This is a genomic window from Pseudomonas sp. A34-9 (assembly GCF_029543085.1).
In the GTDB taxonomy this organism is placed as follows: Bacteria; Pseudomonadota; Gammaproteobacteria; order Pseudomonadales; family Pseudomonadaceae; genus Aquipseudomonas.
Genome location: NZ_CP119967.1, coordinates 1,926,889 through 1,941,033, shown reverse-complemented (window position 1 = coordinate 1,941,033; position 14,145 = coordinate 1,926,889). Strand labels below are relative to the sequence as shown.

Below are 14,145 nucleotides of genomic sequence, written 5' to 3'. Positions count from 1 at the left end.
TCATTCGGCACCTTCCTCTAAGGGATCTAGTCATGCTCCGTTCCTTGCGCTTCGCCGCGCTGTTCAGCGGCCTTATTTTGAGTGCGTCCGCACTGGCGGTAGATATCGATGCCGCCAGTTATGGCTACCCCCTGACCAACCCGTTCGAGGCGACCATCGCCACGACGCCGCCGGATTTGCGCCCGGAATTGCCGCTCGACGACGACATCAATCAGTCGGACCGCAGCCTGACGTTGCGCCCGGAGCGCGAGTTCATCCTGCCGGACAACTTCTGGGCGGTGAAAAAGCTCACCTACCGCATCGCCACCCAGGACAAACCGGCCCCGCTGATCTTCCTGATCGCCGGCACCGGCGCACGCTATGACAGCACGCTCAACGAGTACCTGAAAAAGCTCTACTACAAGGCCGGCTACCACGTCGTGCAGCTGTCTTCGCCAACCAGTTTCGACTTCATCAGCGCCGCCTCGCGCTTCGCCACCCCGGGCGTGACCAAGGAAGACGCCGAAGACATGTACCGGGTGATGCAGGCCGTACGCGCGCAGAATCCCAAGCTGCCCGTCACCGAGTATTACCTGACCGGCTACAGCCTCGGCGCCCTCGATGCCGCCTTCGTTGCGCACCTGGACGAAACGCGCCGCAGCTTCAACTTCAAGAAAGTTCTGCTGCTCAATCCGCCGGTCAACCTCTACACCTCGATCACCAACCTCGACAAGTTGGTGCAAACCGAAGTCAAAGGCATCAACAACAGCACGACATTTTATGAGCTGGTACTGTCCAAGCTGACCCGCTACTTCCAGCAGAAAGGCTACATCGACCTCAATGACGCGCTGCTTTACGACTTCCAGCAGTCCAAGCAACACCTGACCAACGAACAGATGGCGATGCTGATCGGCACCTCCTTCCGCTTCTCGGCGGCCGACATTGCCTTCACGTCCGACCTGATCAACCGCCGTGGCCTGATCACGCCACCGAAATTCCCGATCACCGAAGGCACCAGCCTCACGCCATTCCTCAAGCGAGCGCTGCAGTGCGACTTCGACTGCTACCTGACCGATCAGGTGATTCCGATGTGGCGTGCGCGCACCGACGGCGGCAGCCTGTTGCAACTGATCGACCAGGTCAGCCTGTACGCGCTCAAGGATTACCTGCACGACAGCCCGAAAATCGCCGTGATGCACAACGCCGACGACGTGATCCTCGGCCCGGGCGACCTCGGTTTCCTGCGCAAGACCTTCGGTGATCGCCTGACCGTTTACCCTCTGGGCGGCCATTGCGGCAACCTTAACTACCGCGTCAACAGCGACGCCATGCTGGAGTTCTTCCGTGGCTAAATATCTCCTGCTGATGGCAGCGCTGCTCTGCGCAGGCGTGGCCCAGGCCGACAACAGTAAAGCCAACGCGCCGGTAGTCGTCGACAGCGACGGCTTCAAGGAGCCGCTGTCCAAACTCAAATTCAACCCGGGGCTGGACCAACGCGAATTCGAGCGCTCGACGCTCAATGCGCTGAACGTCTACGATCCGCTGGAGTCGTGGAACCGCCGGGTTTACCACTTCAACTACCGCTTCGACCAGTGGGTGTTCCTGCCGGTGGTTGATGGCTACCGCTACATCACGCCAAGCTTCGTGCGCACCGGGGTGAGCAACTTCTTCAACAACCTCGGTGACGTGCCGAACCTGGTCAACAGCCTGTTGCAGTTCAAGGGCCAGCGCTCGATGGAAACCACGGCGCGCCTGCTGCTCAACACCACTATCGGCATCGCCGGCCTGTGGGACCCGGCCACCGCCATGGGCCTGCCGCGCCAGAGCGAAGACTTCGGTCAGACCCTGGGCTTCTACGGTGTACCGGGCGGCGCCTACTTCGTACTGCCAATTCTCGGCCCGTCGAATATCCGCGACACCGCAGGCCTGGCCGTGGACTACACCGCCGAATCGGCGATCAACTTCCTCAACGTCTCGGAAGTCAGCTCCAACCACCCGGAAATCTGGGCGTTGCGTGCGGTCGACAAGCGTTATCAGACCAGCTTCCGCTACGGCCAGATGAATTCGCCGTTCGAGTACGAGAAAGTGCGTTACGTGTACACCGAGGCGCGCAAGTTGCAGATTGCCGAGTAATTTCGGCGGGTACAAAAAAGGGCCATTCGATGCGAGTCGAATGGCCCTTTTTCATGGCACCACAAAGATCAAACTGTAGGAGTGAGCCTGCTCGCGATAGCGGTGTGTCAGGTCATGATTGTGCGACTGACACACCGCTATCGCGAGCAGGCTCACTCCTACAAAGGTTTCGTGTTGTTGGTTAGTTTTTCAGGGCCTTCCAGATTTTGCCGACGACGGAAACCACCGCCAACACCACCGCACCAGCGATGATCCCCGCCACACCATTGAGCAACATCGGCACCGCAAACCCGGCACTCCCCGCCGCTGCGCCAACACCTTCAATCCAGTGATGCACTACCGGCACACCGTGAGTGAGGATGCCGCCGCCGACCAAAAACATCGCCGCCGTACCGACCACCGAAAGGGTTTTCATCATGTATGGCGCTGCACTGAGGATGCCGCTGCCGATTTTCCTGGCCATCTGCCCAGGCTTTTGCGTCAGCCACAGACCGAGGTCGTCGAGCTTGACGATGCCGGCCACCAAACCATAAACACCCACCGTCATCACAATCGCGATGCCGGACATCACGATGACCTGCTGAGTCAACGAGGCATCGGCCACCGTGCCCAGGGTAATGGCAATGATTTCTGCCGAGAGAATGAAGTCGGTGCGGATCGCGCCTTTGATCTTGTCCTTTTCATACGCCACCAGATCGGTCGCCGGATCGGCTACCGCTTCTGTCAGTTGCGCATGTCCGGCCTCATCTTCGGCCGCACTGTGCAGAAACTTGTGCGCGAGCTTCTCGAAACCTTCAAAACACAGATACGCACCACCCACCATCAGCAACGGTGTTACCAGCCACGGCACGAACGCACTGATCGCCAGCGCCGACGGCACCAGAATCAGTTTGTTGACGAACGAGCCCTTGGCCACCGCCCAGACCACCGGGATTTCCCGCTCGGCACGCACCCCGGAGACCTGCTGGGCATTGAGCGCCAGATCATCGCCGAGTACGCCGGCAGTCTTCTTGGCGGCCATTTTGCTCATCAACGCCACGTCATCCAGCACGGTGGCAATATCGTCGACCAGCACCAGCAAACTGCTTCCTGCCATGAATCCTGTTTCCTTTTATGTATGAATGGTGCGAAGCATAACGCGACCACAGACCACACGGGGCATTCTTGAGCGCTGCGCGAGGCCGGTGCTACCATGCGCAACCGCCAGAACAGGCAAGGAACCACCGGGTTTATGAGCACAATCCGCGAGCGCAACAAAGAACTGATCCTGCGTGCCGCCAGTGAGGAGTTTGCCGACAAGGGCTTCGCTGCGACCAAAACCAGCGACATCGCCGCCAAGGCGGGATTGCCCAAGCCCAACGTCTACTACTACTTCAAGTCCAAGGAAAACCTCTACCGCGAGGTATTGGAAAGCATCATCGTGCCGATTTTGCAGGCCTCCACCCCGTTCAATCCGGACGGTGTACCGAGCGAAGTGCTGAGCGGTTACATCCGCTCGAAAATCCGCATCTCCCGCGACCTGCCCTTCGCCTCGAAAGTGTTCGCCAGCGAAATCATGCACGGCGCGCCACATTTGAGCGCCGACCTGGTCGAGCAGCTCAACGGCCAGGCCAAACACAACATCGACTGCATCCAGAGCTGGATCGACCGCGGGCAGATCGCCCCGATCGACCCTAATCACCTGATGTTCAGCATCTGGGCCGCAACCCAGACCTACGCCGACTTCGACTGGCAGATCTCTGCCGTGACGGGGAAGGACAAGCTGGACGAGGCGGATTATGAAGCGGCGGCACAGACGATTATCCGGTTGGTGCTGAAGGGGTGTGAGCCGGACTGAAACACCGCGGTAACCGCTTCGCGAGCAAGCTCGCTCCCACATTGGATCTGTGGCGTTCACAAATCCCCTGTGGGAGCGAGCCTGCTCGCGAATGGCGGCAACACAGAATAACGCTCAAACCCAAATCGCATCCCACAGCGGATAGTCGCCAAGCTTCTTGACCAAACCAGCCCGCAACGGGTTAGCCACGACATACCGAGCCAACTTCACCAGATCATCCTCTCTGCGCAATGCACGATCATGAAAGCCTGATTGCCAAAGGCTGGTCTGTCGACCGGTCGCGAGTTTCACGGCTTTGGTGCTTAGAGATTTGGTTCGCTGCATCAATTCGCCAAGCGAACCACGCTTCAATTCAATCAGCCAATGAAAATGATCTGGCATGACTACCCAGGCCAACGTACTGGCAATGCCCATTTCCTCTGCGACGTGAAATTGGCTGGCGACCAATCGACCCAGTGCAAAGTCGCTGAAAACAGGCTGCCTTCCCGCCGTAATGGTTGTCAGCAGGTAGATGCGGTTGTGTTCGGAGTAACGACCGATGCGCAAACGATTTGAAGCAGATAGATCCCGCATTCCTTTGCCTTTTCATATCCTGATCATGAAAAGGTTAGTTCTGTGAATGTGGGAGCAAGTGTCAGGTTTTTAGGAAGATGTGTTTTTGAGATCGTATTCGCGAGCAGGCTCGCTCCCACAGGGGGCTTGGGGTATTCAGACATTTTGTGTCTGAGCACAAATCCAATGTGGGAGCGAGCCTGCTCGCGAAGGCGGTTAATCAGACGCTACAGATCAAGCCGCCACCCCCGCATCCGCCCGCAACTCCAACGCCTCCACCGCCTTGATCGCCACCTGCTCATCAATATCCGACAGATCGCCGCTAATCCCGATCGCGCCCAGCACGTTCCCCGCCTGATCCCGAATCAACACACCACCCGGTGCCGGCACGACGCTGCCCTGACCCATGCTGTTCAGCGCAGCAATAAACGCCGGCCGTTGTTGCGCGTCGAGCGCCAGCAGGCGTGAGCCTTTGCCCAGGGCGATGGCGCCCCAGGCTTTGCCGATGGCGATTTGCGGGCGCAGCAGGCTGGCGCCGTCTTCGCGTTGCAGGGTGATCAGGTGGCCGCCGGTATCGAGTACCGCGATGGTCAGCGGCGCGGCATTGATGCCTCGCCCGGCGCTGATGGCTTCGTTGACCAGGTTGACTGCGACTTTCAAGGTTAAAGCGCTCATGGTGCCGTCCTCATTTTGTTATAGGGAAAGTCGTGGGACTGCGGTTTCGTGCCGCAGGCCGATGCAACAAATAGAACACAATGAATTATTTTTTTGTATACAATAATTCTCGAAAAGCGCCACATGCGACGAAAAGCCACAGTCACAGAGGCTTCCGACGAATGAAACAGGCGCTTGAGAAAATGGATTGACCTGCGCCGTCCGCCGTGAATACACTCTGCGCAAAGCCACTTGTATACAATTACAAAACGTAAAGAGGCACAAAACCATGAGCAAAATGAGAGCAATCGAAGCCGCCGTTCTGGTGATGCGCCGTGAAGGGGTTGATACCGCTTTTGGCATCCCGGGCGCAGCCATCAACCCGCTGTACTCCGCCTTGCAGAAAGTCGGTGGCATCGATCACGTCCTTGCTCGCCACGTTGAAGGCGCCTCGCACATGGCCGAGGGCTACACCCGCACCAAGGCCGGCAACATCGGCGTGTGCATCGGGACTTCCGGCCCTGCCGGTACCGACATGGTCACCGGGCTCTACAGCGCCTCGGCCGACTCGATTCCAATCCTCTGCATTACCGGCCAGGCACCCCGCGCCCGTATGCACAAGGAAGACTTCCAGGCGGTCGACATCACCAGCATCGTCAAGCCAGTCACCAAGTGGGCGACCACTGTTCTGGAACCGGGCCAGGTGCCTTACGCGTTCCAGAAAGCTTTTTACGAAATGCGCTCCGGCCGTCCAGGCCCGGTGCTGATCGACCTGCCGTTCGACGTGCAGATGGCCGAGATTGAATTCGACATCGACGCTTACCAGCCGCTGCCGCTGGCCAAGCCGACCGCGACCCGCTTGCAGGTCGAGAAGGCCTTGGCCCTGCTCGATCAGGCCGAGCGTCCATTGCTGGTGGCCGGTGGCGGCATCATCAACGCCGACGCCAGCGATCTGCTGGTTGAGTTCGCCGAGCTGACCGGCATCCCGGTTATCCCGACCCTGATGGGCTGGGGCACCATCCCGGACGATCACCCGTTGATGGTCGGCATGGTCGGTCTGCAGACGTCGCACCGCTACGGCAACGCCACGATGCTGAAATCCGACGTCGTGTTGGGTATCGGTAACCGTTGGGCCAACCGTCACACCGGTTCGGTTGACGTTTACACCGAAGGCCGCAAGTTCATTCACGTTGACATCGAAGGCACGCAGATCGGTCGTGTGTTCACGCCGGATCTGGGCATCGTTTCCGACGCTGCTGCAGCACTGACCGTGTTCATCGAAGTCGCTCGTGAATGGCAAGCCGCCGGCAAGCTGAAAAACCGCAGCGCCTGGTTGCAGGATTGCCAGCAGCGCAAAGCCAGCCTGCATCGCAAGACCCACTTCGACAACGTGCCGGTGAAACCACAGCGCGTTTACGAAGAAATGAACCAGGTGTTCGGCAAAGACACCTGCTACGTCAGCACCATTGGTCTGTCGCAGATTGCCGGCGCGCAGTTCCTGCACGTCTACAAACCGCGTCACTGGATCAACTGTGGCCAGGCAGGCCCGTTGGGCTGGACCATTCCGGCAGCGTTGGGCGTGGTGAAGGCCGATCCGAGCCGCAAAGTCGTGGCCCTGTCGGGGGACTATGACTTCCAGTTCATGATCGAAGAACTGGCGGTCGGCGCTCAGTTCAAACTGCCTTACATTCACGTCGTGGTGAACAACTCGTACCTGGGTCTGATCCGTCAGGCACAGCGCGGGTTTGAAATGGACTACTGCGTGCAGCTGTCCTTCGATAACCTGAACGCGCCGGAACTCAACGGTTACGGGGTTGACCACATCGCAGTGGCCGAAGGCCTCGGCTGCAAGGCACTGCGTGTGTTCGAACCGTCGGAAATCGCCCCTGCCCTGCGCAAGGCCGAACAGATGATCGAAGAGTTCAAGGTGCCGGTGATCGTCGAGATCATTCTGGAGCGTGTGACCAACATCTCCATGGGTACCGAGATCAACGCCGTCAACGAATTCGAAGACCTGGCGCTGGTCGGCAACGATGCGCCAACGGCGATTTCGCTGCTGGATTGATCGCTTTTAGCTCCCTCTCCCTCTGGGAGAGGGCTGGGGTGAGGAAAGGTTTTGCGAGCACCGCAAAATCGGGATCAAACTCAAGATTTCCCCTCACCCTAACCCTCTCCCCCAGGAGAGGGGACTGATCGCGTTCAGTCTGACCAACCGTGTCACATCCGCTATTAGGAGACCACCATGCCGCGTTTCGCAGCCAACCTGTCCATGCTGTTCACCGAACAGGATTTCCTTGCCCGTTTCGACGCCGCCGCCAAGGCCGGTTTCAGCGGTGTCGAGTACCTGTTCCCGTACGACTTCAGCTCCGCTGAAATCAAGGCCAAGCTCGACGCCAACGGTCTGACCCAAGTGCTGTTCAACTTGCCGGCCGGTGACTGGGCCAAGGGCGAGCGCGGTATCGCGTGCCTGCCGGATCGGGTCGAAGAATTCCGCGCCGGTGTCGATCTGGCGATTGCCTACGCACAAGTGCTGGGCAACACCCAGGTCAACTGCCTGGCCGGTATTCGCCCGCAAGGCGTCGACGATGCCACCGTGGAAAAGACCTTCGTCGCCAACCTGAAATACGCCGCCGACAAGCTGCAAGCGGCGGGCATCAAACTGGTGATGGAAGCGATCAACACCCGTGACATCCCGGGCTTCTACCTGAACAACACGGCGCAAGCCCTGTCGATTCGCGAGCAGGTCGGCAGCGCCAATCTGTTCCTGCAATACGACATCTATCACATGCAAATCATGGAAGGCGATCTGGCCCGCACCCTGCAATCGCACCTGGGCGAGATCAACCACGTGCAGCTCGCGGACAACCCGGGGCGCAACGAACCAGGCACCGGCGAAATCAACTACCGCTTCCTGTTCGAACACCTCGATCGCATCGGTTATCAGGGCTGGGTTGGCTGCGAATACAAGCCGCTGACCACCACTGAAGCAGGCCTCGGCTGGCTGAAGACCCACAACGCAATCTGACAAATACATGACCCTGTAGGAGCTGCCGAAGGCTGCGATCTTTTGATCTTGTTTTTACAGATCAAGATCAAAAGATCGCAGCCTGCGGCAGCTCCTACAGGGAGACATACAAAAACAAGAGGATTTTCTCATGGCTAAAATCGGATTTATCGGCACCGGCATCATGGGCCACCCAATGGCTTCGAACCTGCAGAAAGCCGGTCACAGCCTGTTCCTGTCGGCGCACCACGACGCCGCTCCAGCCGACCTGGTGGCCGCCGGCGCCGTCGCCCTGGCCAACCCGCGCGAAGTCGCGCAGGAAGCTGAATTCATCATCGTCATGGTCCCGGATACCCCACAGGTCGACGACGTACTGTTCCGCGCCGACGGCGTTGCCGCTGGCCTGAGCAAAGGCAAAATCGTCATCGACATGAGCTCGATCTCGCCGACCGCCACCAAAGCGTTCGCTGCCAAGATCAATGAGAAAGGCGCGCAATACCTCGACGCGCCAGTGTCCGGCGGTGAAGTCGGCGCCAAAGCCGCGACCCTGAGCATCATGATCGGTGGCGACGCCGATGCCTTCGAACGCGCACTGCCGCTGTTCCAGGCCATGGGCAAGAACATCACCCTGGTCGGTGGCAATGGCGACGGTCAAACGGCCAAGGTCGCGAACCAGATCATCGTTGCCCTGAACATTCAGGCCGTCGCTGAAGCCCTGCTGTTCGCTTCGAAAAACGGCGCCGACCCAGCCAAGGTGCGTGAAGCACTGATGGGCGGCTTCGCGTCCTCGAAGATCCTCGAAGTGCATGGCGAGCGCATGATCAAAGGCACCTTCGATCCAGGCTTCCGCATCAGCCTGCACCAGAAGGACCTGAACCTGGCCCTGCAAGGCGCCAAGGAGCTGAACATCAACCTGCCGAACACCGCCAACGCCCAGCAAGTGTTCAGCACCTGCGCAGCCATCGGTGGCAGCAACTGGGACCACTCGGCGCTGATCAAAGGTCTGGAACACATGGCCAACTTCTCGATTCGCGACAACAAATAAAGCCTGCACAAAATCCTGTGGGAGCGAGCCTGCTCGCGAAAGCGGTGTGTCAGCCAACATGGATGTTGAATGTCAGGACCTCTTCGCGAGCAGGCTCGCTCCCACAAGGGATCTGAGTTGTCCTTTCGAATAACAAGAATTCCGGGAGCCCGCCATGTCGGTCGATCCGCAACAACTGCTGCGCGAGCTGTTTGCCACAGCCATCGACGCGGCCCATCCGAACCAGGTCCTCGAAGCCCATTTGCCTGCCGATCGTACCGGCCGGGTGATCGTCATCGGTGCCGGCAAAGCTGCCGCCGCGATGGCGCAAGTGGTCGAACGCTGCTGGGAAGGTGAAGTCACAGGCCTGGTAGTGACCCGCTACGGTCACGGCGCCCCGTGCGAAAAAATCGAAGTGGTCGAAGCTGCCCATCCGGTGCCGGACGCTGCCGGCCTGGCCGTGGCCAAACGCGTGCTGGAACTGGTCAGCAATCTGAGCGAAGACGACCGGGTGATCTTCCTGCTCTCCGGTGGCGGCTCTGCCCTGCTCGCGTTGCCGGCCGAAGGCATCACCCTCGCCGACAAGCAATCGATCAACAAAGCCCTGCTCAAATCCGGCGCGACCATCGGCGAGATGAACTGCGTGCGCAAGCACCTCTCGGCGATCAAGGGCGGCCGCCTCGGCAAGGCCTGCTGGCCGGCCACTGTGTACACCTACGCGATTTCCGATGTACCGGGCGACCTCGCCACGGTCATCGCTTCCGGCCCGACCGTGGCCGACCCGAGCACCTCGGCCGAAGCCCTGGCGATCATCAAACGCTACGGCATTGAGATCCCGGCGTCGGTACGCACCTGGCTGCAAAGCCCTGAGTCGGAAACCGTCAAACCCGGTGATCCATCCTTGGCGCGCAGCCACTTTCAGTTGATCGCCCGCCCGCAGCAATCGCTGGATGCCGCCGCGGTGAAATGCCGCCAGGCCGGTTTCAGCACGCTGATCCTCGGCGACCTCGAAGGTGAGTCGCGCGAAGTGGCGAAGGTCCACGCCGGCATCGCCCGGCAGATCATCAATCACGGCCAGCCATTGGCAGCGCCGTGCGTGATTCTCTCCGGCGGCGAAACCACCGTGACCGTGCGCGGCAATGGCCGTGGCGGACGCAACGCCGAGTTTCTCCTCAGCCTCACCGACAGCCTCAAAGGCCAGCCCGGCGTCTACGCCCTGGCCGGTGACACCGACGGTATCGACGGCTCGGAAGACAACGCCGGTGCGATCATGACCCCGGACAGCTACGCCCGCGCCGCCGCCCTCGGCCTGAGCGCCAGCGATGAACTGGATAACAACAACGGCTACGGCTATTTCGAGGCGCTCGATGCGCTGATCGTCACCGAGCCGACCCGCACCAACGTCAACGACTTCCGCGCCATTCTGATCCTTGAGAGCTGCAAATCATGACGCCTGATAAAAAGGTCAAAATCCTCGCCACCCTCGGGCCTGCTGTCGATGGCATCGAAGACATCCGTGAACTGGTCGAGGCCGGGGTGAATATCTTCCGCCTCAACTTCAGCCACGGCGATCACGCCGACCACGCCAAGCGCTATCAGTGGATCCGCGAAGTCGAGCGCCAGCTCAACTACCCGCTGGGCATTCTGATGGACTTGCAGGGGCCGAAACTGCGCGTCGGCAAGTTCGCTGACGGCAAGGTGCAGCTGCATCGCGGTCAGGCGTTCCGGCTGGATCTGGACGCAACGCCGGGCGATGAGCGCCGAGTGAACCTGCCGCATCCGGAGATCATCGCCGCGCTGGAAGCGGGCATGGATCTGCTGCTCGACGACGGCAAACTGCGTCTGCGGGTGGTGACCAAATACGCTGACGCGATCGACACCACCGTGCTCAACGGCGGCGAACTGTCGGACCGCAAAGGCGTCAACGTGCCGCAAGCGGTGCTCGACCTCAGCCCGCTGACCGCCAAGGATCGCCGTGACCTGAGCTTCGGTCTGGAGCTGGGTGTGGACTGGGTCGCGCTGTCGTTCGTGCAGCGTCCGCAAGACATCATCGAAGCCCGCGCACTGATCGGCGACAAAGCCTTTTTGATGGCGAAAATCGAGAAGCCTTCGGCCGTTGAACAGCTGCGTGAAATCGCTGAACTGAGCGACGCGATCATGGTGGCCCGTGGTGACCTCGGCGTCGAAGTGCCGGCCGAAAGCGTGCCGCAGATCCAGAAAAACATCATCACCACCTGCCGCGAACTGGGCAAACCGGTGGTGGTGGCGACGCAGATGCTCGAGTCGATGCGCTTCTCCCCTGCCCCGACCCGCGCCGAGGTGACCGACGTTGCCAACGCCGTGGCCGAAGGGGCCGATGCGGTGATGCTGTCGGCGGAAACCGCCTCCGGCGAATACCCGCTGGAAGCCGTGCAGATGATGAGCAAGATCATCCGCCAGGTGGAAAACGGCCCGGATTATCAGACTCAGCTTGATGTCAGCCGGCCGAAGGCTGAAGCGACTGTGTCCGATGCGATCAGTTGCGCGATCCGCCGCATCAGCAACGTGCTGCCAGTGGCGGTGCTGGTCAACTACAGCGAGTCGGGTGCCTCGAGTTTGCGTGCTTCGCGGGAACGGCCGAAAGCGCCGATCCTCAACCTGACGCCGAACCTGCAGACCGCGCGGCGCTTGAGCGTGGCATGGGGCATTCATTCGGTGGTCAACGATCGCCTGCGTCAGGTCGACGAAGTCTGCTCGACGGCGCTGGAAATCGCCCAGGCCCAAGGCATGGCCGAGCGTGGCGACACGCTGCTGATCACTGCGGGAGTGCCGTTCGGCCAGCCGGGTTCGACTAACTCGCTGCGTATCGAAACGTTGATCTAAAGAAAGCTACACAACCTGTGGCGAGGGAGCTCGCTCCCGCTCGACTGCACAGCAGTCGTCGCTTTTAGGGCATGACGGTTTTCACAGAAGAACCGCATCAACCCATTTTGGGGCCGCTACGCGACCCAGCGGGAGCAAGCTCCCTCGCCACAGTTATTTGCAAGACCTTTTGATTTTCCAACTGCCCAGATTTTCTCAACATGCCTGCCAATCATTTCAACACCCACTGCCCCGACTGGGCCGAGGCTTTGCTCAACGGTTTCAGTCAAATATTCCTCCAACGCCATCCGCTGTGCGGCCTGTTGTGCCTGTTGGCGATTCTGCTGACGGCGCCCGTGCTGTTCGCCGGAGCGCTGCTCGGTGCCGTCGCCGGATTGCTCACCGCGCAACGGCGCAACTACGCCAAGGCTGATCGCCAGGCCGGACTGTTCAGCTACAACGGCGTGCTGCTCGGCCTGCTGCTGAGCCTGTACTTCCCGTGGTCGCCGATGCTGCCGCCGCTGATTCTCGCCGCCGGCGGCTTGAGCGCGATGGTCACCCAGCAATGGCTCAAACATGTCTACAGCAGCCGATCGATTCCGGCCTATACCTCGCCGTTTGTGGCCATGAGCTGGGTTCTGTTGATGTTCGCCGAACCGTCCGCGCCGATAGCACCTATCGAAATGAGCACGCTGAACCTGCTCGCAGCCGAACTGCGGGGCCTGGGCCAGGTGATGTTTCTGGGGCACCCACTGGCCGGCGCCCTGATCGCCATCGGTTTGCTGATCGCTGATCGCCGCGCGTTTTGCTGGGCGCTGCTGGCGTCGGCGATCGGCCTCGGCTCCAGCCTGCTGCACCACGAAACCAGTGCTGCGCTATTTGGCCTCGGTAGCTACAACGCCGTGCTCGCCGCCCTCGCCTTCTCTTCACAACGTCAACAACCGTGGTTGCCGCTGCTTGGCATCGTTCTCGCGTTGCTGGTTACGCCGTTGTTCGCAGCGGTTGGCCTTGCGACCCTGACCGCGCCCTTCATCCTCGCCGGCTGGCTGATCCGCGCCGGGTTCCAGATGCTCGGCAAGGCCACGGTCGAGCGTACGCCTTGCGCTCACGGGGAGAATCAACCTAGGCTGCGCTGATCTTTGATTCAGGCGTTTTCCATGGACAGCAGCAGCAACTGGCGTGAACGGCTTTACGTCATGATTTTCCAGAGTGACACCCTCGCCGGGCGGCGCTTCGACGGCATCTTGCTGTTGATCATCCTCGCCAGTCTGGTGATCGTGATGCTCGACAGTATCGACAGCGTTCACCGCAACTACGCCGATGTGCTGGCGTACATCGAGTGGGGCTTCACGATCATCTTTCTCGGCGAGTACATCCTGCGTCTGTATTGCTCACCGAAGCCGTTGCGCTATGCCTTCAGCTTTTACGGGCTAGTGGATTTACTGGCAATCGTGCCCGGCATCCTTGCGCTGTATTACAGCGATGCGCAGTACCTGCTGATCATCCGGATCATCCGCATGCTGCGGATTTTCCGTGTGCTCAAGCTCAGCCCGTACCTCAAGCAAGCCAATTACTTGATGTCGGCACTGCGTGGCAGCAAGCAGAAGATCGTTGTGTTTCTGGTCAGCGTCTGCACGCTGGTGACGGTGTTCGGCACCTTGATGTACGTGATCGAAGGCCCGGAACATGGCTTCACCAGCATTCCCAAAGGCATCTATTGGGCTATCGTCACGTTGACCACCGTGGGCTTTGGCGACATCGTGCCGAAGACGCCGCTGGGTCAGGTGATTTCGTCGCTGGTGATGATCACCGGTTACTCGATCATCGCTGTCCCCACGGGTATTTTCACCGCCGAGCTGGCGAACGCCATGCGCGGTGAACAACTGCAACACGACTGCCCGGTGTGCAAGAAAAACAGCCATGAACATGGCGCCGCGTTTTGCTCGCGTTGCGGCAATGCGCTGTTTAAGAAACTGGAATAAGCAAAGAGCTTTTTAATCTTTAAACGACTATGCGCGCGCCGTTATAGTCAGTGGCAATTGAACATCACCCCCCTGTAGGAGCTGCCGCAGGCTGCGATCTTTTGATGTTGGTTTTATAAGCTCAAGATCAAAAGATCGC

The 14,145-nt window shown here is 59.9% G+C and carries 13 protein-coding genes; 10 read left to right on the top strand and 3 right to left on the bottom strand.

The window, feature by feature from the left end; translation table 11 throughout:
• The first annotated feature begins 32 nt into the window (after positions 1 to 32).
• Together P3G59_RS08690 and P3G59_RS08685 are read left to right on the top strand one after the other, a co-directional pair.
• Entirely contained in the window at positions 33 to 1,331 is a 1,299-nt protein-coding gene (locus tag P3G59_RS08690; RefSeq protein WP_277761234.1) for a serine/threonine protein kinase, read from the top strand.
• Positions 1,324 to 2,112 (top strand): VacJ family lipoprotein, encoded by a 789-nt coding sequence (locus P3G59_RS08685; RefSeq protein WP_034151542.1) that lies wholly within the window; start codon positions 1,324 to 1,326, stop codon positions 2,110 to 2,112. The genes P3G59_RS08690 and P3G59_RS08685 overlap by 8 nt, the downstream gene beginning before the upstream one ends.
• Before the next feature lie 181 nt (positions 2,113 to 2,293).
• On the opposite strand, the gene P3G59_RS08680 is transcribed toward P3G59_RS08685, so the two are convergent.
• Positions 2,294 to 3,208, bottom strand: a complete 915-nt coding sequence (locus P3G59_RS08680) for a DUF808 domain-containing protein (RefSeq protein ID WP_277761233.1) — start codon at positions 3,206 to 3,208, stop codon at positions 2,294 to 2,296.
• A gap of 135 nt (positions 3,209 to 3,343) precedes the next feature.
• On the opposite strand from P3G59_RS08680, the gene P3G59_RS08675 reads away from it, so the two are divergent.
• Positions 3,344 to 3,949: a TetR/AcrR family transcriptional regulator gene (locus P3G59_RS08675; protein WP_007919931.1), complete on the top strand. Its 606-nt coding sequence runs from the start codon at positions 3,344 to 3,346 to the stop codon at positions 3,947 to 3,949.
• A gap of 114 nt (positions 3,950 to 4,063) precedes the next feature.
• On the opposite strand, the gene P3G59_RS08670 is transcribed toward P3G59_RS08675, so the two are convergent.
• Both P3G59_RS08670 and P3G59_RS08665 read right to left on the bottom strand, forming a co-directional pair.
• A complete protein-coding gene (locus tag P3G59_RS08670) occupies positions 4,064 to 4,522 on the bottom strand; it encodes a transposase (protein WP_277761232.1) in 459 nt (152 codons plus the stop codon).
• A gap of 213 nt (positions 4,523 to 4,735) precedes the next feature.
• Positions 4,736 to 5,176, bottom strand: coding sequence for a heme-binding protein (locus P3G59_RS08665; RefSeq protein ID WP_277761231.1), 441 nt, complete (start codon positions 5,174 to 5,176; stop codon positions 4,736 to 4,738).
• A 268-nt stretch (positions 5,177 to 5,444) separates the two neighbouring features.
• On the opposite strand from P3G59_RS08665, the gene gcl reads away from it, so the two are divergent.
• The 7 genes from gcl to P3G59_RS08630 all read left to right on the top strand — a co-directional run bounded on the left by gcl (position 5,445) and on the right by P3G59_RS08630 (position 14,006).
• Complete coding sequence (gene gcl / locus P3G59_RS08660; RefSeq protein ID WP_277761230.1) at positions 5,445 to 7,220, top strand: glyoxylate carboligase; 1,776 nt, start codon at positions 5,445 to 5,447, stop codon at positions 7,218 to 7,220.
• Between the two features lie 177 nt (positions 7,221 to 7,397).
• Positions 7,398 to 8,180 (top strand): hydroxypyruvate isomerase, encoded by a 783-nt coding sequence (gene hyi / locus P3G59_RS08655; protein ID WP_025111893.1) that lies wholly within the window; start codon positions 7,398 to 7,400, stop codon positions 8,178 to 8,180.
• A gap of 130 nt (positions 8,181 to 8,310) precedes the next feature.
• On the top strand, positions 8,311 to 9,204 hold the full coding sequence (locus P3G59_RS08650) for a 2-hydroxy-3-oxopropionate reductase (RefSeq protein ID WP_007919937.1): 894 nt from the start codon (positions 8,311 to 8,313) through the stop codon (positions 9,202 to 9,204).
• 154 nt (positions 9,205 to 9,358) lie between these two features.
• Positions 9,359 to 10,633, top strand: a complete 1,275-nt coding sequence (locus P3G59_RS08645) for a glycerate kinase (protein WP_277761229.1) — start codon at positions 9,359 to 9,361, stop codon at positions 10,631 to 10,633.
• On the top strand, positions 10,630 to 12,045 hold the full coding sequence (pyk, locus tag P3G59_RS08640; protein WP_277761228.1) for a pyruvate kinase: 1,416 nt from the start codon (positions 10,630 to 10,632) through the stop codon (positions 12,043 to 12,045). The genes P3G59_RS08645 and pyk overlap by 4 nt, the downstream gene beginning before the upstream one ends.
• A 200-nt stretch (positions 12,046 to 12,245) precedes the next feature.
• On the top strand, positions 12,246 to 13,160 hold the full coding sequence (locus tag P3G59_RS08635) for an urea transporter (RefSeq protein ID WP_277761227.1): 915 nt from the start codon (positions 12,246 to 12,248) through the stop codon (positions 13,158 to 13,160).
• A gap of 21 nt (positions 13,161 to 13,181) precedes the next feature.
• Complete coding sequence (locus P3G59_RS08630; protein WP_103306818.1) at positions 13,182 to 14,006, top strand: ion transporter; 825 nt, start codon at positions 13,182 to 13,184, stop codon at positions 14,004 to 14,006.
• The last annotated feature ends 139 nt before the right edge of the window (positions 14,007 to 14,145 follow it).

Coding starts and splice junctions, on each gene's coding strand:
- P3G59_RS08690 (WP_277761234.1), top strand. CDS start 33: ATGCTCCGTTCCTTGCGCTTCGCCGCGCTGTTCAGCGGCCTTATTTTG.
- P3G59_RS08680 (WP_277761233.1), bottom strand. CDS start 3,208: ATGGCAGGAAGCAGTTTGCTGGTGCTGGTCGACGATATTGCCACCGTG.
- P3G59_RS08675 (WP_007919931.1), top strand. CDS start 3,344: ATGAGCACAATCCGCGAGCGCAACAAAGAACTGATCCTGCGTGCCGCC.
- P3G59_RS08670 (WP_277761232.1), bottom strand. CDS start 4,522: ATGCGGGATCTATCTGCTTCAAATCGTTTGCGCATCGGTCGTTACTCC.
- P3G59_RS08665 (WP_277761231.1), bottom strand. CDS start 5,176: ATGAGCGCTTTAACCTTGAAAGTCGCAGTCAACCTGGTCAACGAAGCC.
- gcl (WP_277761230.1), top strand. CDS start 5,445: ATGAGCAAAATGAGAGCAATCGAAGCCGCCGTTCTGGTGATGCGCCGT.
- hyi (WP_025111893.1), top strand. CDS start 7,398: ATGCCGCGTTTCGCAGCCAACCTGTCCATGCTGTTCACCGAACAGGAT.
- P3G59_RS08650 (WP_007919937.1), top strand. CDS start 8,311: ATGGCTAAAATCGGATTTATCGGCACCGGCATCATGGGCCACCCAATG.
- P3G59_RS08645 (WP_277761229.1), top strand. CDS start 9,359: ATGTCGGTCGATCCGCAACAACTGCTGCGCGAGCTGTTTGCCACAGCC.
- pyk (WP_277761228.1), top strand. CDS start 10,630: ATGACGCCTGATAAAAAGGTCAAAATCCTCGCCACCCTCGGGCCTGCT.
- P3G59_RS08635 (WP_277761227.1), top strand. CDS start 12,246: ATGCCTGCCAATCATTTCAACACCCACTGCCCCGACTGGGCCGAGGCT.
- P3G59_RS08630 (WP_103306818.1), top strand. CDS start 13,182: ATGGACAGCAGCAGCAACTGGCGTGAACGGCTTTACGTCATGATTTTC.